The 23,213-nt window shown below is 47.9% G+C and carries 17 protein-coding genes, 1 tRNA gene and 9 pseudogenes; 19 read left to right on the forward strand and 8 right to left on the reverse strand.

Going from position 1 to position 23,213, the window contains the following annotated elements:
- The first annotated feature begins 83 nt into the window (after positions 1–83).
- Together ACYF68_RS05425 and ACYF68_RS05430 are read left to right on the forward strand one after the other, a co-directional pair.
- Positions 84–485: a hypothetical protein gene (locus tag ACYF68_RS05425; RefSeq protein WP_461045652.1), complete on the forward strand. Its 402-nt coding sequence runs from the start codon at positions 84–86 to the stop codon at positions 483–485.
- Positions 482–778: a hypothetical protein gene (locus ACYF68_RS05430; protein ID WP_461045653.1), complete on the forward strand. Its 297-nt coding sequence runs from the start codon at positions 482–484 to the stop codon at positions 776–778. The genes ACYF68_RS05425 and ACYF68_RS05430 overlap by 4 nt, the downstream gene beginning before the upstream one ends.
- On the opposite strand, the pseudogene ACYF68_RS05435 reads toward ACYF68_RS05430, so the two are convergent.
- Positions 742–1,535: pseudogene (locus ACYF68_RS05435) on the reverse strand (glucose 1-dehydrogenase). The gene ACYF68_RS05430 and the pseudogene ACYF68_RS05435 overlap by 37 nt on opposite strands.
- A 126-nt stretch (positions 1,536–1,661) precedes the next feature.
- Here ACYF68_RS05435 and ACYF68_RS05440 point away from each other — a divergent pair.
- The 8 genes and pseudogenes from ACYF68_RS05440 to ACYF68_RS05475 all read left to right on the forward strand — a co-directional run.
- Entirely contained in the window at positions 1,662–3,194 is a 1,533-nt protein-coding gene (locus ACYF68_RS05440; protein ID WP_461045654.1) for a metallophosphoesterase, read from the forward strand.
- A gap of 77 nt (positions 3,195–3,271) precedes the next feature.
- Positions 3,272–3,472 (forward strand): hypothetical protein, encoded by a 201-nt coding sequence (locus ACYF68_RS05445; RefSeq protein ID WP_461045656.1) that lies wholly within the window; start codon positions 3,272–3,274, stop codon positions 3,470–3,472.
- Positions 3,450–4,805: a 23S rRNA (uracil(1939)-C(5))-methyltransferase RlmD gene (gene rlmD / locus ACYF68_RS05450; protein WP_461045658.1), complete on the forward strand. Its 1,356-nt coding sequence runs from the start codon at positions 3,450–3,452 to the stop codon at positions 4,803–4,805. Before ACYF68_RS05445 ends, rlmD (ACYF68_RS05450) begins: the two co-directional genes overlap by 23 nt.
- A gap of 80 nt (positions 4,806–4,885) precedes the next feature.
- Entirely contained in the window at positions 4,886–5,731 is an 846-nt protein-coding gene (locus ACYF68_RS05455; protein WP_344700648.1) for an MBL fold metallo-hydrolase, read from the forward strand.
- Positions 5,732–5,778: 47 nt separating this feature from the next.
- Positions 5,779–6,761 (forward strand): annotated as a pseudogene (locus ACYF68_RS05460) (tRNA dihydrouridine synthase).
- Between the two features lie 187 nt (positions 6,762–6,948).
- A pseudogene (cysK, locus tag ACYF68_RS05465) lies at positions 6,949–7,865 on the forward strand (cysteine synthase A).
- Positions 7,866–7,948: 83 nt separating this feature from the next.
- Positions 7,949–8,554, forward strand: a complete 606-nt coding sequence (locus tag ACYF68_RS05470; RefSeq protein WP_461045660.1) for a helix-turn-helix domain-containing protein — start codon at positions 7,949–7,951, stop codon at positions 8,552–8,554.
- Positions 8,555–8,592: 38 nt separating this feature from the next.
- Positions 8,593–9,507 (forward strand): annotated as a pseudogene (locus ACYF68_RS05475) (IS3 family transposase); the annotation flags it as partial.
- Positions 9,508–9,630: 123 nt separating this feature from the next.
- Here ACYF68_RS05475 and ACYF68_RS05480 read toward each other — a convergent pair.
- Positions 9,631–10,530 carry a protein-ADP-ribose hydrolase gene (locus ACYF68_RS05480; RefSeq protein WP_461045662.1) on the reverse strand — a complete coding sequence of 300 codons (900 nt, stop codon included), beginning with the start codon at positions 10,528–10,530 and terminating at the stop codon, positions 9,631–9,633.
- Positions 10,531–10,681: 151 nt separating this feature from the next.
- Between ACYF68_RS05480 and ACYF68_RS05485 the strand changes: the two genes are divergently transcribed.
- From ACYF68_RS05485 to ACYF68_RS05495, 3 genes and pseudogenes are all read left to right on the forward strand, one after another.
- Entirely contained in the window at positions 10,682–11,131 is a 450-nt protein-coding gene (locus tag ACYF68_RS05485; RefSeq protein ID WP_461045663.1) for a hypothetical protein, read from the forward strand.
- Positions 11,132–11,249: 118 nt separating this feature from the next.
- A pseudogene (rlmD, locus tag ACYF68_RS05490) lies at positions 11,250–12,592 on the forward strand (23S rRNA (uracil(1939)-C(5))-methyltransferase RlmD).
- Between the two features lie 45 nt (positions 12,593–12,637).
- Complete coding sequence (locus ACYF68_RS05495; RefSeq protein ID WP_461045665.1) at positions 12,638–13,165, forward strand: hypothetical protein; 528 nt, start codon at positions 12,638–12,640, stop codon at positions 13,163–13,165.
- A gap of 81 nt (positions 13,166–13,246) precedes the next feature.
- Here the strand turns inward: ACYF68_RS05495 and ACYF68_RS05500 are convergent.
- Positions 13,247–13,318 (reverse strand) — tRNA-Val (locus ACYF68_RS05500).
- Positions 13,319–13,462: 144 nt separating this feature from the next.
- On the opposite strand from ACYF68_RS05500, the gene ACYF68_RS05505 reads away from it, so the two are divergent.
- The 3 genes and pseudogenes from ACYF68_RS05505 to ACYF68_RS05515 all read left to right on the forward strand — a co-directional run bounded on the left by ACYF68_RS05505 (position 13,463) and on the right by ACYF68_RS05515 (position 15,436).
- Positions 13,463–14,467 carry a thermonuclease family protein gene (locus ACYF68_RS05505; RefSeq protein ID WP_461045667.1) on the forward strand — a complete coding sequence of 335 codons (1,005 nt, stop codon included), beginning with the start codon at positions 13,463–13,465 and terminating at the stop codon, positions 14,465–14,467.
- 75 nt (positions 14,468–14,542) lie between these two features.
- A pseudogene (locus ACYF68_RS05510) lies at positions 14,543–14,967 on the forward strand (Ohr family peroxiredoxin).
- 151 nt (positions 14,968–15,118) lie between these two features.
- The gene (locus ACYF68_RS05515) at positions 15,119–15,436 is read left to right on the forward strand and encodes a hypothetical protein (RefSeq protein ID WP_461045669.1); all 318 of its coding nucleotides are present in this window, start codon (positions 15,119–15,121) and stop codon (positions 15,434–15,436) included.
- A gap of 90 nt (positions 15,437–15,526) precedes the next feature.
- Here the strand turns inward: ACYF68_RS05515 and ACYF68_RS05520 are convergent, their stop codons facing one another.
- The 3 genes and pseudogenes from ACYF68_RS05520 to ACYF68_RS05530 form a co-directional block, all read right to left on the reverse strand.
- Positions 15,527–16,903 (reverse strand): hypothetical protein, encoded by a 1,377-nt coding sequence (locus ACYF68_RS05520; protein ID WP_461045671.1) that lies wholly within the window; start codon positions 16,901–16,903, stop codon positions 15,527–15,529.
- A gap of 63 nt (positions 16,904–16,966) precedes the next feature.
- Positions 16,967–17,464 (reverse strand): NAD(P)/FAD-dependent oxidoreductase, encoded by a 498-nt coding sequence (locus ACYF68_RS05525; protein WP_461047507.1) that lies wholly within the window; start codon positions 17,462–17,464, stop codon positions 16,967–16,969.
- Positions 17,465–17,496: 32 nt separating this feature from the next.
- A pseudogene (locus ACYF68_RS05530) lies at positions 17,497–18,048 on the reverse strand (NAD(P)/FAD-dependent oxidoreductase); the annotation flags it as partial.
- Positions 18,049–18,093: 45 nt separating this feature from the next.
- On the opposite strand from ACYF68_RS05530, the gene ACYF68_RS05535 reads away from it, so the two are divergent.
- Positions 18,094–18,699, forward strand: a complete 606-nt coding sequence (locus tag ACYF68_RS05535; RefSeq protein WP_461045673.1) for a DUF3267 domain-containing protein — start codon at positions 18,094–18,096, stop codon at positions 18,697–18,699.
- A 23-nt stretch (positions 18,700–18,722) separates the two neighbouring features.
- Positions 18,723–19,786: pseudogene (gene dinB / locus ACYF68_RS05540) on the forward strand (DNA polymerase IV).
- On the opposite strand, the gene ACYF68_RS05545 reads toward dinB, so the two are convergent.
- Positions 19,783–20,676, reverse strand: coding sequence for an FUSC family protein (locus tag ACYF68_RS05545; protein ID WP_461045674.1), 894 nt, complete (start codon positions 20,674–20,676; stop codon positions 19,783–19,785). The pseudogene dinB and the gene ACYF68_RS05545 sit on opposite strands and share 4 nt — an antisense overlap.
- A gap of 233 nt (positions 20,677–20,909) precedes the next feature.
- On the opposite strand from ACYF68_RS05545, the gene map reads away from it, so the two are divergent.
- Positions 20,910–21,665, forward strand: a complete 756-nt coding sequence (gene map, locus ACYF68_RS05550) for a type I methionyl aminopeptidase (RefSeq protein ID WP_461045676.1) — start codon at positions 20,910–20,912, stop codon at positions 21,663–21,665.
- Positions 21,666–21,769: 104 nt separating this feature from the next.
- On the opposite strand, the pseudogene ACYF68_RS05555 reads toward map, so the two are convergent.
- Positions 21,770–23,180, reverse strand: a pseudogene (locus tag ACYF68_RS05555) (IS3 family transposase).
- Between the last annotated feature and the right edge of the window lie 33 nt (positions 23,181–23,213).

Raw genomic sequence — 23,213 nt, forward strand, 5'->3', positions numbered from 1 at the left:
TGGTTTTAAAGGCTAGTAAAAGGTAATGGATAGCTTAAGTGCATAATCGATATGTGCATCCATCAAAAAAGGGGGCTTGCCCTATGTTCGGCTTAACAGATCTTATAGCCCTCATAATATCGGGTTTCATCATACTTCCGGTAGTGGTGGCCCTAAGGGAGACGGGATACGTTCTTGCCGGTTTTATGTTTGGGGCAAAAAACAGCAGATTGACCTTGGGGTCCGGCCCCCGGCTCTTTAAGGTTGGAATACTGGACGTACGGAAACACTATCATCTCTACAGCTGGTTCTCCTACGACGAATTGAAGAATGAGAGCCGTATAGCCTATGTAATGGTTTACGCCAGTCCAATTCTTGTCAATGTCGTAATCGGGCTGACGATCAACGCATTACTTGCAAATGGCTATTTGGCAGAACAGGCAACTTCTGGAACCGGTTCATCTTCTATATATTCTATTTCATCCTGTTCGATACAGTGCCCATGAAGACAATCAACGGCATGCCAAACAACGGTATGCTGATATATGAGATGCTCAGGTTCGGTAAACGGACGGATCACAATAAAGAACCATTCATCCCTTCGACATCCATAGTCGAAAATGAATACCAGGAAGAGATGCAGCAGTTGGAAGAAGAAATGCAAGAACAGGCAGAAGAAATGCAAGAACAGGCAGAAGAGGAAAAACGGAAGGAAGAGAAGAAGAAAGCTGAGTGCTTGGCACTCAGCTTTCTTTATTTGCCTTACTCATCGTATTCGGGATCCCTGTGGGAAGGATAGAGGCTTAGGCCGCCATCTGCCACTATCGTCTGGCCGGTGATATATACAGATTGCTCGGACGCCATGAAGGCGGCGATGTTGGAAATGTGTTCAGGTTCACCGACATAGCCCATCGGCACAAAGTCATCGGCACCCTCCTTTTCTTCAGGCGTCGAGAAGAACTCTTCATTTATAGGTGTGTTGATGCTGCCCGGGGCGATATTATTGATTCTGATGCCGAGCCGTGAATATTCAAGCGCCAACGACTGCGTAAGCAACTTGACACCACCTTTACTCGCTGTATAATGCGCAAAATGGGGCCACGGAATAATTTCGTGTACGCTTGATATATTGATGATCGTCCCTTTTTTTCCTGTGTCGAGGAAATGTTTCAATACCTCACGCGAACCGATGAATGTGCCGCGCAGATTGGTGTTGATGACCTTATCGAATTCATCGACCGACAATTCATGGCTTTTAACATCTTTTGGATGCCGGCGTTATTGACAAGTACATCAATGCCGCCGAATTTTTTGATGCTTTCATCGATCAGATCGATGATATCCTGTTCTTCTGTGACATCGCATTGCATTGTTGCAACGCGTGCTCCGTCATTGCCGTTCAGTGATTCCACCAACTTTTGGGATGCTTCGCTGCCACTATGGTAGCTGAACATGACATTCATTCCTTCTTCGTGGTACCTTTTTACGATCGATTTGCCGATGCCGCTCGAACCGCCTGTCACAACTGCAGTCTTTCCTGCCAAATCTTTATACATGCATGCATTCCTCCTGATCATTTACTTTATCGTTTACTTAATTATGTATACCCAATTTTGCGCCCCCCAAGCCTAAGCGCAGATGATTTGATATAATGACAGCAATAAGATTTAAAGAGGTGTCCGATGAAACTAACAATTTTTGCAACGAGTGATGTGCATGGCGCGATATATCCGCACGATTACTTTAATGACACATATAAGTCAAAGAGTCTGCTGCATCTGAAATCTTTCATGGATGCGCACCGTTTGAAGCATCCGGATGATATCGTAATGACTGTCGATAATGGGGACTTCCTCCAAGGAGATGTATGGAATGATTATGACTACCGGCATAGTGATGACCCGCTCCTCGCGATTGAAGTGATGAATGACATATATGATGTAATTGGCCTTGGCAACCATGAATTCAATTTCGGCCTCGATTACCTTCTTAAAGCATATCGCCAGGTCGAAGCTGAGATCGTCAATGCAAATGTCGACTTCCATCAGCACGCACTCGGTGATATTATAAAAAGATATGTCATCGTAGACAAACAGACGCCAGAAGGATTGCTCAGGATCGGCTTTTTGAATGTGGTGCCCACTCAGATCATGAAATGGGATGCATTCCACCTTGAAGGTAAGGTGGAAGTCGAGGATATGAACCGGACGGTAAAGCATACTGCCAGAGAGATGAAGGAGGCGGGCGCCGATATCGTCATTCTGATGTCCCACTCCGGCATGAGCAAGGATCCTGACCATATCAGGCTCTATGGTGAGAACCAGACATTCCTCATGACTATGGTGAAAGATGTGGACGGCATCATCTTCGGGCACACCCACGAATTCTTTCCAGACCGAAACTTCGAAGCGCGGATTGATGCGATTGATTTCAAGCGTGGTGCCGTCAACGGGAAACCGATGGTGCAGCCGGGTGTTTCAGCGAGCCACCTGGGATGCATTGAGTTCGACCTGGGGGTAGATGATGATGGGGCGTGGGAAGTCAAGAATTCGAGGGCACATCTGATTGAATCCGAAAGCCTCACTCCAACTAGGGAGACGTTATCAAAATATGAAGTTTCCCATAGGAAGGTACTGGATTATCTTTCTGAACCGATTGGCCATATAGATGAAACGTGGCATACCTATTTCTCCCGCATCATTCCTTCCAAAGCAGTCCAAGCCGTAGCGGAAGCCAGCAAGGCATACGCCGAAACGCTCATCAGTCGCAGCGACCTGGAACGATTACCGGTGCTTGGCTTCAATGCTGTCACGAAAGCCGGCAGGGATGGACCGCATGACTTCACAGTCTTGGCGGAAGGGGAACTTACCCTCAGTGCAGCGATTGACCTTTATAAACACACAAACTCGATGGTCATCATCAAGATAGATGGGGGAATTCTCAAAGAATGGCTGGAATGGAGCGCCTCCCAGTTCAATCAGGTAGATGAAAATGAAGATCTACTGAAAGCCAATAGTTCCAAAAACGGTTTTCCAAGCTATAACTTCGATACATTCTTCGATCTGGAGTATACATTCGACATCTCGCGCCCGGCGCGCTACAGTGGAACGGCGAAAAAAATCAGTGACAGCGAACGTGTCACTGAAATGAAATACCAAGGCAAGGACATCCAACCGGGGATTCTTTCATTGTTCCGGCAAACAACTACAGGGTAGCCTATACCCCCTTCCTAAGAGATGCTGAAGTACTCCATGAATCACAAAGGACTGTACGGGATATCGTCATCGAATATATGATGACAAATCCATATTTTGATCATAAGAAACCAATGACCATCATCCCGGGTGGCACATATATGTTCAAGACCGCCACACGTGCAAAAGCATATATAGATGAACAAGCAGTCAGGCATGTCGAAGAACTTGGCAACGGGTTCAGTTGGTATGAAATTGACTTAAAGGAGGATAAGCATGGCACAAGTGACAAAGAATGAACGATTCACCGGAACGGTCGAAGACTATACACACGAAGGCATGGGTGTGGTGAAGGTAGAAGGATATCCAATCTTCATCCCGGATGTGCTGAAAGGTGAGGAGATAGATTTTAAAGTGGTGAAGGCCAACCGTAAATTCGGTTTCGGCAAGACACTTGAGGTCAAAGAGGCGTCAAACAACCGTATCACCCCGCCATGTCCCTATTACTTCCAATGTGGCGGATGCCAGATACAGACACTCGATTATCTCGAGCAGCAGCGTTTCAAGACAAGTACCGTCGACAAGACAATCAACCGCATGGGAAAACTGAACCTCGATATAGAATCCATCATAGGGGCCGAGACCCCATTCAATTACCGCAACAAGTCACAGATACCCGTGCAGTTCAATGACGGCAAAGTTGAAATGGGGTTCTACCGTCCGCGGAGCCATGACATCATTGATATAGATGACTGCCTCATCCAAAAGGACATCCATAATGAACTGATGGTATCCATCAGGGATGAATTCAACAAAGCAAGGATATCAGTCTATGATGAGGCATTGCACCAAGGCCTGGTCCGGCATGTCATCATCCGCTCAAACCACGACGACAGCGAAGTGCAGGTAGCCTTCGTCACGAACGGCAAGAAAAACCTCTTCGAGCCGGTCATTGAAGCAATCACAAAACAATTCCCGATGGTGGCAAGCATCGTCCAGAACATCAATGATGAGAAGACGAATGTCATTTTTGGAGAGGAAACCATCACGTTGTACGGCAATGCATATATCACTGACACCCTGCTTGGTAAACAGTTCCGCATCAAAGCGAAATCCTTCTATCAGGTGAACCACGCACAGACGGAGAGGCTTTATCAAAAAGCAATCGAGCTGGCTGACCTAAAAGGCGACGAAACGATTATCGACACATATTGCGGCATCGGAACAATCGGTTTGTGTGCAACAGACAGCGCCAAAAAGATAATCGGCATCGAAAGTGTGGAGTCGGCTGTGCTTGATGCAAGGGAAAACGCAGTATTGAATGGTGTGGATAATGCAGAATACCACTTGGGCAAATCAGAAGATGTCATGAAGCAGCTTGTCGACCAAGGCGTCGAACCTGACGTCGTCTTTGTCGATCCACCAAGAAAGGGCTGCCATCCAGAATTTTTGGAAGCCTTGGCAGAAGTGGCGCCGGAAAAGATCGTATATGTATCATGCAATCCAAGCACACTCCAGCGAGATTTGAACTACTTGACGGAGCATGGCTATAGAGCCGGGCGGGTTACACCGGTCGATATGTTCCCTCAGACGAATCATGTGGAAGCGGTAGTGCGCCTGGAATTGAAATAGATTTGCCCCCCCACCTCCTATGAGACATGAATTTCTGAGCAAAGGGTAAAAGGTAATATGATTTCAAGGAGGTGCCATCTATGGGCAATAAAATGAATTACGGAGAAGATTATAAAACGGTGCCGGCTACATCCATCAAAAGTGGCACAGGCTTTGAAGTATTGCCGGACCTTTACACCTACACGGTACAAATAGTCAATATACATCTTGTCGGCAATCCGAAAACAGGTGACTTTGTGCTGGTGGATGCAGGCATGCCAAACTCGCACGAAAAAATCATTTCAGCCGTTGAAGATCGTTTCGGGGAAGGGCGCCGGCCACAGGCGATCATTTTGACCCACGGCCACTTTGATCATGTAGGGGCCATCATCGAGCTGGTGAAGTATTGGGATGTGCCGGTCTACGCCCACAAGCTGGAAATGCCGTTTCTGACCGGCAAGGCGCCCTACCCGAAACCGGACGCTACCGTTGAGGGAGGAATGGTCGCTAAGACATCGCCGATTTTCCCGATAGAACCGATTGATTTGGGAGATAATGTAGAACCGCTTCCCGAGGACGGCAGTGTACCGCATATGCCGGAATTCAAATGGCTCCATACACCAGGGCACACCCCGGGTCATGTCGCTCTATTCAGGGAGCGTGACAGGACATTGATTGCAGGCGATGCATTTGTCGCTGTCAGACAGGAAAATCTATATGAAGTATTGACGCAAGAACTGGTGATCAGCGGGCCACCGAGATATCTGACCACAGATTGGCAATCCGCCAAAGAATCCGTGGTCACTCTTGAAGCACTGAAACCATCCGTAGCAGTGACCGGGCATGGGAAACCCCTCTCCGGGGAACTGTTGGCTGATGGCCTGAAGGAACTGGCCGAGAACTTTGATGAGATGGCTAAGCCCAAGCATGGCAAGTATGTGGACTAGCCACATTGGCAGATAAAAGATGATTGTTGTAAGAAGGAAGGAAACATATGAAAAAGGATAATTTTTGGCATGAACTGCCGCGTCCGTTCTTCGTGCTGGCACCGATGGAAGAAGTGACGGACGTTGTATTCCGGCATGTCGTTGCAGAAGCGGCTGCTCCGGATGTCTATTTTACGGAATTTACAAATTCAGACAGCTACTGTCATCCAGAAGGCATCGACAGTGTCCGGGGTCGACTGATGTTCACTGAAGATGAACAGCCCATTGTCGCCCACATCTGGGGGATCGCCCAGAACACTTCCGCCGGATGAGCATCGGTATGGCGGAGGAGGGCTTCAGAGGCATCGACTTGAATATGGGATGCCCTGTTCCGAACGTGGCTGGAGACGGTAAAGGAAGCGGATTGATAAAGCGGCCGGAAATCGCAGCAGAGCTCATACAGGCGGCGAAGGCCGGTGGGTTGCCGGTCAGCGTCAAGACACGCCTTGGGTATGATGAGACCGATGAGTGGAAGGAATGGCTCAAACATCTATTCGAACAAGACATCGCGAACCTTTCCATCCACTTGCGTACGCGTAAAGAGATGAGCAAATATGATGCCCATTGGGAGCTGATTCCAGAAATCCGCGAAATGCGCGATGCAATCGCCCCGGATACGCTACTGACCATCAACGGCGATATTCCGGACCGCGAAACAGGCATGATGCTCGCCGAAAAATATGGAGTGGATGGCGTCATGATCGGACGGGGAATCTTCAAAAATCCGTTCGCATTTGAGAAGGAACAGAAAATGCATAGCAGTAAAGAACTGCTTGAGCTACTGCGGACACATCTCAACCTGTATGATCAATACAGTAAAGAAGTGCCCCGTAAATATACTGCCCTGCACCGCTTTTTCAAAATTTATGTAAAAGGGTTCAGAGGCGCAGGCGCGCTTAGAAACAGTCTGATGGGCACAAAATCGACCGAAGAAGCGCGGGCTCTGCTTAATGCGTTTGAGCTCGAAGAAGCAGAAGAACTGAAGGCATGAAGCCCTCAATTTTAGCATGCACTCCTGATTGAACATCAGGAGTTTTTTTAGATGGGAAGCATTTCAAGAGTCATGGGAGGAGGGGAGCCGCATCCTGACTCCAATAGGCAGGCTGCTTTAACAGCCGGGTGAAGAATGTTATAGTATAGCAATGAAGTAGGGATTAAAAGAAACGAGGGATCATCATATGAATAGAGTCGACAGCATTGTTGATTTGATCGGACATACGCCGATGGTGAAGCTCAACAGAGTCGTGCCGGAAGGCGCTGCTGATGTCTATGTAAAACTTGAAATGTTCAACCCGAGCAAAAGTGTAAAGGACCGTGCAGCATTCAGCATGCTGGACCGTGCTGAAGCAGAGGGGTTGATTGAGCCGGGCGGAACGATCATCGAGCCAACAAGCGGCAATACCGGTATAGGGTTGGCGATGAATGCGGCGGCAAAAGGCTATGACGCAATATTCGTCCTGCCTGACAGCTCAACGAGTGAGCGCATCAACCTTCTGAAGGCGTATGGCGCTGAAGTGGTGCTGACACCGGCTGAAGAGAAGATGCCGGGTCCATCCGGAAGGCTAAGGAACTGCATGCTGAAAGGCCTAACAGTTTCATCCCCCAACAATTCGAAAACAGTGCCAATCCGGATATCCACCGGACGACGACGGCGATTGAAATCCTGGATGATTTCGATTATAATCTCGATGCATTTGTCGCAACAGCTGGCACAGGCGGTACAATCACAGGTACCGGTGAAACTTTAAGGGAGCACCTTAAAGACTTGCACATTGCTGTGGTGGAGCCTGAAGGTTCGCCTGTATTGTCGGGTGGCAAGCCTGGTAAGCATAAGCTCGTCGGGACGAGCCCCGGCTTCATCCCGAATATATTGAATACCGATATATGGGATGAGATCATTCAAATAAAGGATGATGATGCAGTCGATATGTTCAGGAGGTTGGCTAAGGAAGAAGGCATTTTTGTCGGGCCTTCTGCGGGTGCTTCTGTATTTGCAGCGATTGAGGTCGCGAAGAAACTGGGCCCTGGCAAACGTGTGGCAGCAATTGCACCGGACACAGGGGAACGCTATATGAGCATGGACTTAATAGAATAGAAAGAGCGGCAGAAGTGATTGACCTGCTACCTCCTAAGTTTACAGATGAAATAAAAAATCTGAAAAACTTAGGAGGTTTTTTCGTGGCTCGACATAGAAGTTTTGAAGAGAAGATACAGATTGTTGAATATTATTTAGAAAATGGGAACCCAAACGCAACAGTTCAGCACTTTGATATTAGCATCACGACTCTCAATCAATGGGTGTTGATGTACCAAGAAAAAGGACCTGAAGCATTAAAGGTCCGAAGGCGTCACGATACGTATGCTTCCGCGTTCAAAGCAATGGTCGTTGCGGAATATCTGAGCACAGACATCGATTATAGTGCACTCGCCAGAAAATACAATATTCGTTCCCATGAGACAGTCAGAAAGTGGGTTATCGCGTATACTGAAGGCAAGAAACTCAAGTCTACCTTTGGAGGGGCGCAATCCATGATGAAATCCAGAAAGACCACATATGAAGAACGATTACAGATCGTACAATATCATGAAACTCATGAAATCAGTATCCGTGAACTATCAGAATTGTTTGAGGTCAGCTATCAACAAGCCTATCAATATGTGAAGAAATATGAGGCGTCTGGTAAATACGGCTTGGAAGATCGCCGCGGCCATCGTAAATCAGATAGTGAACTGACCGAAACGGACAAGCTGAAAAGGGAGCTGGAGATAGAACGCTGGAAATGAAAGAAAGTGGAGGTTGAGAATGCGTTCTTAAAAAAGTTGGAAGAACTCGAGAGGAAACGCAAGTAAGCCGGGTTCGGGGGCAACGGATTCATGAAGCAATCACAGAACTGCACAGGGAAGGCTATTCCATCTCTGATCTGTGCGCAGTCGCTAACATCAGCCGTCAGGCTTATTATCAATATCAGAAACGGCAGAAACCCCAATATGAGGTTGAGAACGAAATCATCGCAAAAGGCATCGCTGAGCTATACATTAAGTACGATGGTGTACCCGGCTATCGAATGATGCGTCATATGGTCAATCGCCGCTTGAAAACCGCCTATGGCGCCAGGCGGATTCTACGGATCATGCGCATCATGGGGGTCCAATCCGTCACACGTAAAAAGAAGGTCACACGCGCTCCGAAATCCGGCGACTTCACAGTGGATAACAGTTTGGGCAGACAGTTCATATCAGAATTTAAGAATGAGAAATGGTTGACGGACGTGACCGAATACAAACTGGAGAACGGTCGGCGGGTCTTCATGTGTGCCATCTTGGATTTGTTTGATAACAGTATTGTGGCGCATCATTTTAGTTTCAGTAATAATAATCAACTGGTATTTGAAACAATCGAAGCCGCACTGGCAGCCAACCCTGGCGCTGCCCCTATGGTACACAGCGATCGCGGTTTCCAGTTCACTTCATACGGTTTCAGAAAAATTTTGAACGCCCATGGGATGACACAAAGTATGTCCCGTGTCGGTAAGTGCATCGATAATGGTCCGATGGAATCCTTTTTTGGTAAGCTTAAAGCAGAACGGTATCACTTAGTGAGAAAAGCTGAGGGGTATGAGACGTACGATCAACTCGTTGACAACCTGAGTGCCTACATCCATTTTTATAATCATGACCGCCCACAAGACGTACTGTCTGGTTTGACCCCCATCGAATTACGGGGTGTGGCCGCATAAAAAACTGCGATTCGCATGCATGCGAATCGCAGGAAAAATTATTTTATTTCACTGTAAACTTTAGTGATACCAGGTCAGATTCTGCCGCTTTTTTGTATGAACAAATGTGCCGGAAATCCGGATTCAAGCATTTAATACCGCTTCGTAGATTGCCCTGTCCGCTTCCGTGAATACATTGAAGATGACCTTGGTGAAATGATGCTCATGTGTTTTGAGCCATTCATCGACCGTCCATACAGCAATTTCTGCTGCACGCTCTTCCGGGAAATTGAACTCACCGGTGGAAATGGCCGGGAAGACGAGCGTTTTGACATCTCCCTTTTCTTGTGCAATATCAAGGCATGACCTATAGCTGGATACTAGTGTCGTTTCATGCCTGGCCGATACTTCCTCTCCATCGGAGAGCGCCGGTCCAACGGTGTGGATGACGTACTTTGCAGGGAGATGGTAGCCTCTCGTGATTTTGGCATTCCCAGCCTCCTCATCCGTTTTCTGTCGATGGGTGATTTCGGCTCCGTCATCCCTGAGCATTGGACCTGCTGCTGAGTGGATGACGTTGTCGATGCACCCATGGAGCGGCTGCATGCATCCGAGCAATTTTTCATTGGCGGCGTTGACGATGGCATCCGCTTCTATATTTGTAATGTCGCCCTGCCATAGGGCCATCTTATCCGCTTCCTTGAAGCGCGTTTTAGGAAAATCGGATTGAATGTTTCTGATTGATTCAGGCGACGTCTTTTCTTTCTCCTCTTTTTCAATATGGAGGAGTTTGTCAAGCAGCTGCATCATTTCCTTATCGAGGGGGAGCGGTTGCCTGATATTGAGCAGTGCCCGGATAAGTTTACGCTGGGCGGTATAATCTTCTGGTATATCTATATCTTGCGTGCCGGCCTTTTCATTGCGTAGCATAAGAAGCACACGTTCAGCGAGCACCGCTTTATCATCGATGTCACTCATAGTTGGAGCGAACGGTTCTTCCAACCTGATCGCTTTCTTGTAGTTATCCATATTGATATTTGCCATTTCAATCACCTCACCGTATATTTTGTCATGAATATTTGAATAATGCCATGTATCCGTTTCAGAAGGATTTGTTCGATTACAACGATTCAGGAAGTAAAATTCATAGAGAAAGGGTATAGTGAAAGAACACAATTTAACTGGGAGGAATGGGATGATTACATTTTTGAAACTTGTTCTGATCGGCTTCATTTCAGGAGTGTTGCTTGCGGCAATCATGAAGATTGTGAGGAAGGCGACGGGAAATAAAGCGGATATACTACTCTACAATATGGATTATATACCAGTGCTTAAACAATGGAGCGATAAGAGTATAACGGGTATCCTGTTCCATTATGCAACGTGCATATCGAGTGCTGTGGTGCTCTACTATATCTTGTTGCCGCTCGGCCTTGAGTCTTTGGTGTGGCCCTATATGGTTGTCTTCACTGCGGGAGGAGGCGTGCTTTATTTTCTGAGTGCATTGACTGAAACACCCCCTTCAAAGGATGATGCGGCTGCATGGTTCTACTGGACTCTCGGTCATGCGATATTCGGTTTTGCAGTAGGGGGCTCATCGCAATCTTTATATAAAATAAGGTCACTTGGCAATTGGCCCATATAAAATTCAACATACAATTGTGGTAGTATCGATGGATATTGTAGAATGATGATAAAGAGAACAGATGGAGGGTGCTTGAGTGTCGAACAATAAAGCTGAAACATATGAAGTGAAAATAGACATGCTTGATAAGAAGGGCTCCGGTAGGGGCACGTCTGGCGAGACGGGGGTGGCATCAATCCGAGGAAATTGAAGCTCACCGTACCCCAGACATTGATTGGAGAAGAAGTACAGGTGACAGTAGCGAATCCCGACCGAAAACGCGCCAGGGCACTGCCGGATGAAATCATCAAGCCAAGTGTGGAGCGCACTGTAGCGCCCTGTCCCCATTTTGACAAATGTGGAGGGTGCGTCTGGCAGCATTGGGATTACCAGGGGCAATTGGCCTATAAGGTGGCCGAAGTGCGCCGTTTTCTCGCGGGGAATGGGTTCGACCCCGATGTTGCAGCAGATGCGATCGGTATGGAGACGCCTTGGGAATACCGCAATAAGATGGAATTCACTTTCGGTCCTGAAGGCGGACTGGGGCTGCATGAGCTCGGCAATTTCCGGAATGTCATCGACCTGGACACATGTCTGATAGCAGGTGGTCCGATGGTGCAGGCGATGCTTGAAGTTTCGCGGTGGCAGAAAGACCATGACCTCTCAGGTTATGATAAGGATGCGCACGCTGGACTGCTGCGCAATCTCATGACCCGATATTCACAGAAAACCGGAGAACTCATGCTTGCGATTTTCGCTACCGACTCCCCAAAGGCGCATCAAAAGGCAGTGGATGACCTGATATCGCGGTTGAGCAGCAAATTCAGTGGACTGGTCAGCTTCATGTGGATGGAGAATACAGATTGGGCGGATGTGGCGCAGGCAGAGCATACACACCTCCTTTATGGACGTGATTACATCCATGATGAGATGTATGGCTATAAATATCGGATATGGTTTGATACCTTCTTCCAGACGAATCCTGAACAGGCCGAGAAACTTGTTGAATTGGCGATTGAGATGGCAGAAGTGGAAAGCGAAGATCGCATGATCGATCTTTTCTGCGGCGTCGGCACCTTCTCCTTGCCTTTCGCGAAGCGGGTTAAGGCACTTGCAGGCATAGAGATAGTGGAGACCTCCATTGAATCGGCAAAGAGGAACGCCAAAGACAATGGCATCGATAACACTTATTTCCTGGCAAAAGATGCCCGCCGCGGAATGGATGAGATTTTACAGACATGGGGGATCCCTGATCTTTTGATGCTGGACCCACCACGTTCCGGTGCCGGCGGCAAGGTGATGCGCAGGATTGGACGCCTCGGCACCGACCGCGTCGTCTATGTGTCGTGCAACCCGGAAAGTTTTGCTGAAGATATCACTTGGCTACGCGAGTTTGGCTATGAACTCAAGAGGGTTCAACCGGTTGATCTGTTCCCACATACTGTGCATATAGAACTTGTCGCATTGCTCGAGAAGGCATAATGTCCGTTCCAGAATGTAATTAGCCTAAACTTCAAGGAGGCAGTTATGAAACAATATCGCTATTCACTTTCTCCAGGTTCGAGGAAACATAAGGTTCTTATAGAAGATGAATCCGGGGATGAGATTGCACAGATCGACCGCACGGTGCTGAGGAACTGTGAGAGGCGTAATACTTACTCCTATACTTCTGCGCAAGGCAGAATAGTAAAGCTCGGTCTCAAAAAGCGGAAGTTTCGGGATATGAATATATCCAAGTACATCCTGCAGACAGACCAGGGAGAAATGGTCTTCAAGGAAAGGCCCGGCAGCAATCTGCTCCACTTTCGTGTGGATGGCAAGATTGATGGGCGTTTCCTGAGCATAGAAGAGGATTGGGCAGGTGATATGGAAGTCTACTACCATGGACGCCATGTTGCCACCGTCAAGGAAGATGTGGCCGCCAGGGAGACACTGATCCTTTCTGATCCGCAATTTGGTGGGGAGTCTCTGCAATTCTCAATCGTTGTCCTCATGTACTTCATGTTTAAGCTCTATAAAAGGGAACCTTGGCAGATGGCGGATATGCTATCCTGATTATTTGGAGAAGGTTGGATCAAGCGTTGCACATTGAATGGACAAAAAAATCACCCAGTCCGTGGACTGGGTGATTTAATATGACCCCGAGTGGGTTCGAACCACCGACCCCTTGCCTGTCAAGCAAGTGCTCTCCCGCTGAGCTACGGGGTCTTGATATAATTTCTACATGTTCAAATTTACAACGGAGACATGGATTTGTCAATGGCATTATAATGGAATGTGTACATTTTGCACATTCTTTTGCCTTTGGCCATAATTTATAGCGTTGAGAACTGAAAGTACTGGAGGTTTCGCATGGATTTTGTATTTCTTATATTATCGTTTATCGCAGCTCTCATATCATTGGTGATGTTCATTAAAGGTGTGTCCCTATACATATCGGACAAAGGGTATAAAAAAAGTTGGCAGACAGCTTTGATGCTGATTACGGTCGCCGGTGTGCTGGCTATACTGACTGCGCTTATGGACAGCAGTTCGACGCTTGGAACCGGCCTCCTCATTACAGCACTGTACGCCGTTTCTACAGCCATTGCGTTCGGTGTCGTCTATGCAGTGAAGAAGGCTCGTGGAGAGTCATCAAAAGGTTATTTGAGGTATGCTGCCATTGCACTTTTCTGTGCCATTGCAATGTTGGCAGTGTCGATATTCGTAGTTGATGATACGGAAAGCCCTGAGCGGGAAGCGCCTGGGGCATCGGGGGCGGATGAGGAACGGACTGTGGTCACCGTTGCTTCGTTCATAGATGGTGACACCACGCGTTTTAACTTTGAAGGCAATGAAGTTTCGTTCCGTTATCTGCTGATAGATACGCCGGAGACGAATCATCCACGGATTGGGGAGCAGCCCTACGGTAAAGAAGCATCGGCACGGACGAAGGAAATTTTGAGTGGGGCGGACACAATAGAGGTCGAATTCGATGTCGGACCGAAGCAGGATCATTACGAGCGCTACCTTGCCTATATCTACGCAGATGGCAAGATGGTCAATGAAACCCTTGTCAGGGAGGGGCTTGCACAAGTCCGTTATATAAATCCCCCCAACACGACGCATCTGGACCGGTTGGAGAAAGCGCAGGAGAAGGCCAAGGAGGAATCGCTTGGCATCTGGTCACTTGACCAGCCCTTTGATTCCGAGGCCCACCAAAAAGATGAGGATCGTGGAAATGGCGATTCAGGTACAAAAAGCCAGTTCAAGAACTGTACAGAATTGAGGCAGGTCCACCCCGACGGGGTGAAGGAGGGACATCCTGCGTATAGCCTTAAAATGGATGGCGATCGAGACGGGTATGCGTGTGACTGAGTCAGGCCGTCATGTTTAATGCTCCCTGGAAACGTCAATATACCAAGTATAGACTAAAAAGGAGTTGAGCTTTTAATGGAACCATTGTATCAAGTTACGATGATCAACACGGGTGGCCGCGACGGCGAGGTCCATAGCGAAGATAAATCATTTTCGATGAATGTCAAGCAGCCGAAGCAGATGTCGGGGAAGACACGAAAGAAACGAACCCCGAGCAGCTATTTGCAGCAGCATATAGTGCATGCTTCAACAGTGCGCTCGACGGTGTCTTAAAAAAAGCGAAGGCGGATGACGTCAAGCGTGCGGTCAAGGCAACAGCAAAACTCTTGAAGGACGAGACGGATGGAGGCTTCAAACTTGGAGCTGAAATCGAGGTGGAATTTGAAGGGGTAGAACAAAGTGATGCAGACAGGTATGTAGAGGATGCGCACAAACTCTGCCCGTACTCCAAAATGGCTCAAAATGGTATAGACGTCAAGATTAATGCCACCACCAAGTAATAACTCAAAAGGGATGGGAGCTCGTCTCCCATCCCTTTTTCATGTCATGAATGGTATAATACATTGATAAAACCCATCAAATGGAGGAGAATACTCTGTTTATCTTATTTGTGCACTCTACATAGGAATCATCTTATTGGCGGTCTATCTTATGACCCGAAAAGAAGAAAGGCAGACAAAGATCGGCGTCCGGGGATATTTTGCGGTAGTCACTGCATTGTTCCTTATAAGTGTGGTCTTGTTTACCCTTTTTGATGTCGGCGGCGGAAATCCTCGCTTCATTCTCATATTCTCATATCTATTCGTCATTCCACTCCTGATGCTCATCGGCTACAAAATATTAGGTTACATCAAAGGATATAGTCAGGCACAGCGTCTTGCGCTTGGTTTCGCCGGCCTTTTGAACTTGCTGGTATTCGGATATATACTGCTGTTCATATTCACATGGCTGTTCTACTATATGATCTAGGTGCGAGCCTAATTGAAAAGCCCGGACCTCCTCTTATCCCATCAAGAGGTGTCCGGGCTTTCTTTAGTTACGGCATTACTGTGAAGGGGGTCAGAAGATGAGTGCGAGCATCGCTATCAGAATGCCGATTGATGCCATCCTGATGGAGAATCCAATGTTCATTCTAGTGATCTTATAGGGGTTGAGCCCCATGCTCTGTGCGGTCATGGTGGCATTGATCCCATAAGGCGCAGCAGGGGATATGCCCATGCCGCAGACGATCATGACCAAAGAGATGCTCAATGCATTTTCAGGCGTCAACACCGGCACCAGTACCTCTGCTAAAATGGCAAGTGTCGCCACTGGGTGGACGCCGACCATCGCAAGGCCATAGATGACGATCATGATGAGCACAAGGATCAGAACAAGCAGGTGATCGACGTAGCCGAAGACCTGTTGCATCATGGAGGGGGCGGCACTGCTGTTGAAACCGCCTGCGAATATGCCTAGCGACAAAAATAGGATGGCAAAATTTTGAAGATGATTATTATGCTCCTTCCAAGTCAACCACCCCGTTTTCAGGAACAGCTTGAACCGGCGCATGATGAACGCGGCCGTAACGGAGAACGGCAGTATGATTAGAGCAATGGTCATGATGAAGTCGAGGGCGGCCCAAGTGTTGAGGATCATCACTGCCCCGAGGAAGCTGACGAGCAATAAGAGCATCTTTAAGAGTGTCCTGATAAGTCGCCCGCTGTCGATTTCCGGGGACTGGACGTCAAGTGTCATGCCTTGAAATTCTTTTGTGGCAATGAACATTTCAATCAGGCCTACGAGCAGGGAGACGGTGATGAGCCATGGCAAAAGTGTAAAGTAGGAAGTGCCTGTCGAGTCGACAGTGAGGCCTACAATCACTTCAAGGGGGCTCCAGATTACAGCCAGGGCGAAGGCGCGCAATGTAGACTTGATGATGAATGTATTCCTGAGTGAATCATCTTCATTCTCGAACAGGCGCCATAAGACATTTTGGATGATGTAGAGTGCTGAGATGTTGAGGAAGATGGCCAGGAAGTATGAAGTGAACATACTTTTGCCATAGATCTTTTCAACCCTGTCTGCCTTGTCCTGGATCATGTCCGTGATGCTCGAATCCATACCCCCGACTTTAACGACAGTGCCGATCCATGGCAGGATGCTGAAGAAGAACAATAAGGGCAGGTTGTCCGTGATATGGGAGGCAACAGCTGCAATGCTGTTGCCTGCTGATAACGAAAGCACTATACCGGCAGTGATGAACAGAATGCCGATGATCTTAAACAGCCTGGAACCGAAAACCCATGAGATGAGCAGTACCACAATCGTGTAGACAGTCGTAGTATATGAGAGGAACTCGCTTCCTGTAAAGAATTGAAGCAGGAACAGAAGGAATAAGGACCCATATATGTAAAAGAAACTGTTCAATACACCTGGATTCCGCAGGATATTCAATGCAACACCTTCCTTCGTATTATATATGAGGCGATCTGAGTGACCTATAGGACAGGTGAAGCCCTATAGGTATGAAAAATCGTTCAGATCAAGCACTGTGTCTTGCCCTGTGAGGTGATTCGCCACTTCACGGCCGACAAGGGGGCTTGCGGTAAGACCTGTTGCGCCCATGCCGTTTATCACTATCGTCCTATCATCTACGGCACCGATGAAAGGGAGGAAGTCACGCGCATATGGCTTTAGACCGACCATCATCTTGATGTCTTCTATAGTGGACTCGGGGAAGTATCGCTCAGCGAGATCCCTTAGATATCGATGATTTTCTTCTGATGGTTCCGCAGAAAAACTATCAGTGTCTTCATGGGTGGTACCAATCGCATATTGATTGATTCCCATTTCGACGATATAGATCGGACCGAGTGCCATGACGACAGGACGAGGCTGTTTGTTGCTCGAATCCTTGAGGCGGAAATGCAGTACTTCAGAGCGCTGGTGGCGTATATGGGGTTCGTGCTGCTGTTCAATGCCCAGGCACCAGTTGCATAGATGAGGGTGCCTGATGCATGGGAGGGGTCAAAATCCGCATTAATCCATTCCCCGCCATATTTAAGGAAGCCGGCTTTCAAGGCTTTCAATAGTTCAGACCCCTTGACCTGGCCGCCGCCTTCAACCAGGACCCCCGGATAGAGGGCGGTCAAATCTGGATGCATCTGTGCGACTTCTTCCCTTGAGACTTTCCGGACCGTCCCCATTTCAGGCGCATCTGCCTGTTTGGCCGAAATACGCTTGAAGGCAAGTTCCTGTACATGGTCGTCCTTGAATAGGCTGATTGACCCCTCCCGCCTATAACCACTGTCGAGGCCAGTTTCGGCTTTAAGTGCTTCGATGAACTCCGGATAGTATTTTGCGCTCTCTCTTACCAGGGCGTACCATTTTTTGTTCCTTCTCTGGCTGACCCAGGGACAGATGATGCCGGCAGAGGCCTCTGTAGCCTTGCCGGTATCGTTACGGTCGTACAATCTGACGGCATACCCTTTCTTCGCAAGATGGTATGCGGTGGAGGCGCCGGCGATACCGCCGCCTATGATGGTGAAATCTATCACTCTATACACTCCTGTCTCTAATGCTTTATAGTAGTCTAACATTATTTGATTGTATTATGATACAGTGCATCTGAAAGGAGGTCTACAATGGAAGATAAATATGTATTGGATGTGTTTAAAGATCACTCGGTGCTTAAGGTACTGAATATAATGACCATCTCGATTACGATTCTGTCGTTTGCGGTATTTTATCTCCTGGAGCTATTCGCAGCCGGTGGAGGGAGTTCCGCTTTAGCCGGCTTTGACCAGCTTGGTGTGTTCGGAGCTGTATTTTTTGTCATGGCACTTCTTTTTGCCATCATCACTTTCCACGAAGCCATCCATGGTCTGTTCTTCAAGATATTTGCACCATCCGGCCGAGTGCGTTTCGGCTATAAGTCCGGGATGTTCTATGCTGCGGCACCAGGGGAGATCTTCAGCAAGGGACGGTTCATCATAATCATCCTGATGCCCTTCATCATCATTACCACATTGATGCTGATTCTGATGATGACCACTTCACACGGTGCCTTCAAATACCTTCTTGCCCTCCACACCGGAGCATGTGCAGGTGATTTCTACTACGTGTATCTACTCATGCGCAAAAATCATATGAAGTTTGTTGAAGATACCGAGGTCGGTATGACGATGTATAGAAGTCATCCGGGGGCAGGAACTAGGAACATCTGTTCGTTTTATGTTATACTGGCTTAAATATTTCTGGATGGGTGGATGTCATGGAGAGAAGAATCATTCACATCGATATGGATGCCTTCTATGCACAGGTGGAGCAAAGGGATAACCCGGCATACCGGGAAAGCCGATTATTGTCGGTGGTAAATCGGTGAGCCGTGGTGTGGTCGCGACTGCGAGCTATGAGGCGAGGAAGTTCGGTGTGCATTCCGCGATGCCGACTAAACAAGCATATAAACTGTGTCCGGATGGCATCTATGTGCGGCCGAGATTCGATCATTACAAAGCTGTATCTAAAATGATCATGGATATATTTCTCGAATATACCGAAGTTGTGGAGCCACTTTCATTGGATGAGGCTTATCTGATATTACACACCTCGTAGGCCGGCAACGGCCGGCGCGTGCAATAGCACTTGAAATCCAACGGAAGATATTCGAAAGACCAGACTGACGTCATCAAGCGGCATATCCTACAACAAGTATCTCGCGAAGATTGCATCAGGTATGAACAAGCCGGCCGGGACGACCGTCATCCATTACGATAATGTACAGGAAGTATTGTTCAATATGGATATCGGCGAATTTCCGGGAGTGGGCCGGGTGACTGAAGCAAAAATGCATGAGCTGGGAATACGAAACGGCAAAGAACTCCATGAATGGAGTGAGGCCGATCTCGTCAATCAGTTCGGGAAAAAAGGCATTAGCCTCCATCAGAAGGCGCGGGGCATCGGTACGTCGGAACTGAAGATCGAGCGGATACGGAAGTCCATCGGTAAGGAGACGACCTTCAACTACGATATAAATGATGATGATGAGATCCTCAAAGTGATCGGTTCATTATGCAGTCAGGTAAGCAGCCGGCTCGAGCTTCAGCAGTATGCCGGAGGGGTGGTCACCGTCAAGATGAAGACGGCGGACTATGCCACCCATACGAGACAGATGATGACGACGAATCCAGTCTTCACTGAAGAAGAACTTTACCATTACGCCTACAATCTCTACCACGAATTGAAATCCCCGATGAAGCCATAAGGCTCATCGGGGTGACAGTTTCACACTTATCCGACCGTACATACCGCAATCTGACGATATATGATCTCCTCTAGTCTTTCTCCCTGCTCCCGGTCTGGACTTTCCGAGGATTGGGACCAACCTTTTGATGTTGTACAATCATCTGATAGATGACGATGATTTCATATAGTATATGGATCTTAAAAGAATCCTCTTCATCATCCAGTTTTCGGATATCCTTCCTGAGGAAGCGGATTGCAGGATTGGTCATCGATAGGGAGCTGAGGTCCAGATGGAGATAGGCGGTAATTTCCTGTATGGCCCTTTTTTCTTCTGGTGTGAAATCCATGGATAATTTGTCGGGTAGGTAGATCAAGTTGCCGAGATGGGTGAAGTATAGCTTCTTGAACTGGAGTTCACGCTCCAGGCTGTTCAACAGCCGCATCTCTTCACGATTGGATTTATGGTAGCGGTATTCATCTTGCTGATACTTCAGAAGCTTTTCTGAGTTGAGGATGGAGCTTTGAATTTTAGCATAGGCACGCTCACTCTTATCGGATTCATATTTTCCTTCGATGAGTTCCCCAAGCCGATGGATAAGAAGTTTATGGATTTCTTTCGTTGAGGTGGCGGAAAGCGCCTCGATCTGCTCACCATATTTTGGAGGAAGTACCAGAAAGTTGATGAGTGTACTTGTTGCCAATCCTATAGTCGTTGTAGCGAGCCTCGAAGTGAAGTTATAAACGTAGGCATCACCAACTGAAGGCACCATCGCCACAGCAGTGATTGCAGCTACAAGCACCCCGGCCTGTAGATTGAGGTGGTATGTGATGAATATGGTGAGTGTGGCTGCTATTGAGTAGGTGAATGCACCATCCCCAAGCACATAGAGTGAAGCTACGGCGATAAAAGCGCCGATGATGGATGCCGGAAATCTGACATATGCTTTTTTTAATGAAGCATACGCCGTCGGTTCTATTGTCACTATGGCAGTGATTACGGCAAATATGGGGGGCAGCCCACCCAGAGACAGATGAGCGCTGTCAAAAATGTCGACAGGCCAGTCTTGATGATACGGGGACCGATTATTTTTCTTATATCAAATCTCATATTCATGCTTCCTTCTAAAATTTTAAGTCTTTCAATTCTAGTATAGCATGAAGAGTTTGTTATAATAATTGGTGGATACAATATTTTTAAAGTAAGTAGGGTTGATAAATGATCATTAAAACAGAAGAAGAAATGCAGCATCTTGAGGAGATAGGCCGTATTTGCGGCACTGTGCTGAAGCAGCTTGTGGACTATACAGCACCGGGCATGACAACGAAGGAGATTGACGACAAGGGCGGCGAACTCCTTAAGGAAATGGGTGCAGAAAGCGCGCCGATCAGCGAATACGATTTCCCCGGCCATACATGCATCAGCATCAATGAAGAAGTGGCGCACGGCATACCGGGTAAGCGCATCATAAATGAAGGGGACATCGTCAACATCGACGTTTCGGCAAAGAAGAATGGTTATTTTGCAGATACTGGCATCTCTTTTGTAGCAGGCGAGTCGGACGATCCACTTAAACAGAAGGTAGTGGATGTCTGTGAGATGGCTTTTGAAGAAGCTTTGAAGAAAATCAAACCCGGCACGAAAGTCAGTCAGATCGGCAGGGCGGTACACAAAGTAGCAAGACAGAATGGCATGTCAGTCATCAAAAACCTGACTGGGCACGGAGTAGGTAGAAGCCTGCACGATGCACCAAAACACATCATGAACTACTATGAACCGGGCAACAGTGAACTGTTGACGGAAGGTATGGTCATTGCAGTCGAGCCATTCATATCTTCGAAGGCATCATTCGTCTCGGAAGGGAAGGATGATTGGGCATTTGAAACGAAAGATGGAAGTTATGTGGCCCAAAAGGAACACACTATCGTCGTCACTAAAGAAGGGCCAAAACTTCTGACGTTGATCGAAGAATAGGCTACACTAAAATATTGTGTTTATGTAATGAAAAGGACCGTATTGGAGATTTGTAGTGACCCAGAAAGTTAGACTTTTAGAGCAGAGAAATCTGCTCTATTTTTTTATGCACTTTTCAACTGGTGCTCCTGCTGCTCCCGGTACTGTATCGGGCTCAGCCAGCCCAGCTTCTCTTTGATCCGTTTTGTATTGTAGTATGTGATGAAGTGGATGATTGCCCGTTTCAATGACTCAAAACTATGGTAGGTGTTGCCATGGTAGATTTCCTGCTTGATGATACTGAAGAAGTTTTCCATCGGTGCATTATCCAGGCAGTTTCCCTTCCGGGACATGCTCTGAAATATGCCCTGGGCTTCAAGTGTCCCCCGATACGCCTGCATCTGGTAGGCCCATCCCTGGTCGGAGTGGAAGGTCTGCCGGTAGGGACAGTCTGTGGATGCTTCGATGGCAGTCGCCAATGCAGACAGGATACCTGCAGCACTCGGCCGCCTTGAGATGTTGAAACTGATGGTTTCACGATTATACAGATCCATGAAGGGATCCAGATACAATTTCTGCTCCACCAGCCTGTCGGAAGCATCCCGTTCATAGTATTTGAATTCAGAGGTGTCGGTGGTGATTTTCTGATGTGCAATTGGTGTGTCAAATCGGCGGTTGATCCGATTCGGAGCGGTCTTTCCGACAGTGCCCCTGTATGAATTGTACTTGCGTGTCCGCCGGGTGTAGCTCTCGACCTGCAGGTGCATGTCGGCCATCAGCCGCTGCACCTTCTTCTTATTGATGCCATGGCCTGCTTTCCTGAGTGCCGCTGTCATCCGGCGGTAGCCATAATCCTTGTGCGTCTCCCGCAGTGTGGTGAGTGCTGGCTTGAGTTCGGCATCCGGATCCGGACGGTCGAAACGCTTCTGCCAGTACATGTAGGTCGCCTTGGGAAAGCCGGTGGCTGAAAGAATATCCTTCAGTCTGTATGTTTCCCGGAGGTCGTGGATGAGTCGTGAGATCTCTTCGTTTGTCGCCGGCTTTTCTGTTCCCGCAACCTCCGCAGTTCCTTTAAAAAATCGTTCTCTATCTCCAGTCGTTTCACCTTGTCCTCGAGTGCCCGGATCCGGTCATCCTCCGGCTGTCCCTCCCGTGGCTGCTTTTGTTCATCAGACATTTGCGATCGCCGCCCCCTCCGTATGGAGAGTCCCGATACACCCGCCTCCCGGTACCGCCCGACCCATCCGGCAATCAATGCCGGATTGTTCATCTCCAGTCGGGCGGCAACATCGGCGTAGAACATCTCCGTATTCAGGTACAACTCTACCGCATTCATTTTAAATTGAACAGGGTAATGCGTGCGCTTGCGGGATCTGTATAGTCCAGCCTCCCCTGGTGGGTGTAGGCATTGACCCATTTCAGGACTGTTTTAGGATCCGGGATATTGTATTTTCTGCTCATATCCGCCAGGCTGTATCTGCCCGTCAGGTAATCATTCACCACTCTCATTTTCAACTCGAAATTGTATTTGGCCATAAAAGTAACCCCCGAAAGTTAGATTTTAGGTCT

The sequence above is a fragment of the Salinicoccus sp. CNSTN-B1 genome (assembly GCF_054792835.1).

What these genes read in the sequence shown, in the direction of transcription:
- ACYF68_RS05425 (WP_461045652.1), top strand. Translation starts at nt 84, where the DNA reads ATGTTCGGCTTAACAGATCTTATAGCCCTCATAATATCGGGTTTCATC.
- ACYF68_RS05430 (WP_461045653.1), top strand. Translation starts at nt 482, where the DNA reads ATGAAGACAATCAACGGCATGCCAAACAACGGTATGCTGATATATGAG.
- ACYF68_RS05440 (WP_461045654.1), top strand. Translation starts at nt 1,662, where the DNA reads ATGAAACTAACAATTTTTGCAACGAGTGATGTGCATGGCGCGATATAT.
- ACYF68_RS05445 (WP_461045656.1), top strand. Translation starts at nt 3,272, where the DNA reads ATGATGACAAATCCATATTTTGATCATAAGAAACCAATGACCATCATC.
- rlmD (WP_461045658.1), top strand. Translation starts at nt 3,450, where the DNA reads ATGGCACAAGTGACAAAGAATGAACGATTCACCGGAACGGTCGAAGAC.
- ACYF68_RS05455 (WP_344700648.1), top strand. Translation starts at nt 4,886, where the DNA reads ATGGGCAATAAAATGAATTACGGAGAAGATTATAAAACGGTGCCGGCT.
- ACYF68_RS05480 (WP_461045662.1), bottom strand. Translation starts at nt 10,530, where the DNA reads ATGGCAAATATCAATATGGATAACTACAAGAAAGCGATCAGGTTGGAA.
- ACYF68_RS05485 (WP_461045663.1), top strand. Translation starts at nt 10,682, where the DNA reads ATGATTACATTTTTGAAACTTGTTCTGATCGGCTTCATTTCAGGAGTG.
- ACYF68_RS05495 (WP_461045665.1), top strand. Translation starts at nt 12,638, where the DNA reads ATGAAACAATATCGCTATTCACTTTCTCCAGGTTCGAGGAAACATAAG.
- ACYF68_RS05505 (WP_461045667.1), top strand. Translation starts at nt 13,463, where the DNA reads ATGGATTTTGTATTTCTTATATTATCGTTTATCGCAGCTCTCATATCA.
- ACYF68_RS05515 (WP_461045669.1), top strand. Translation starts at nt 15,119, where the DNA reads ATGACCCGAAAAGAAGAAAGGCAGACAAAGATCGGCGTCCGGGGATAT.
- ACYF68_RS05535 (WP_461045673.1), top strand. Translation starts at nt 18,094, where the DNA reads ATGGAAGATAAATATGTATTGGATGTGTTTAAAGATCACTCGGTGCTT.
- map (WP_461045676.1), top strand. Translation starts at nt 20,910, where the DNA reads ATGATCATTAAAACAGAAGAAGAAATGCAGCATCTTGAGGAGATAGGC.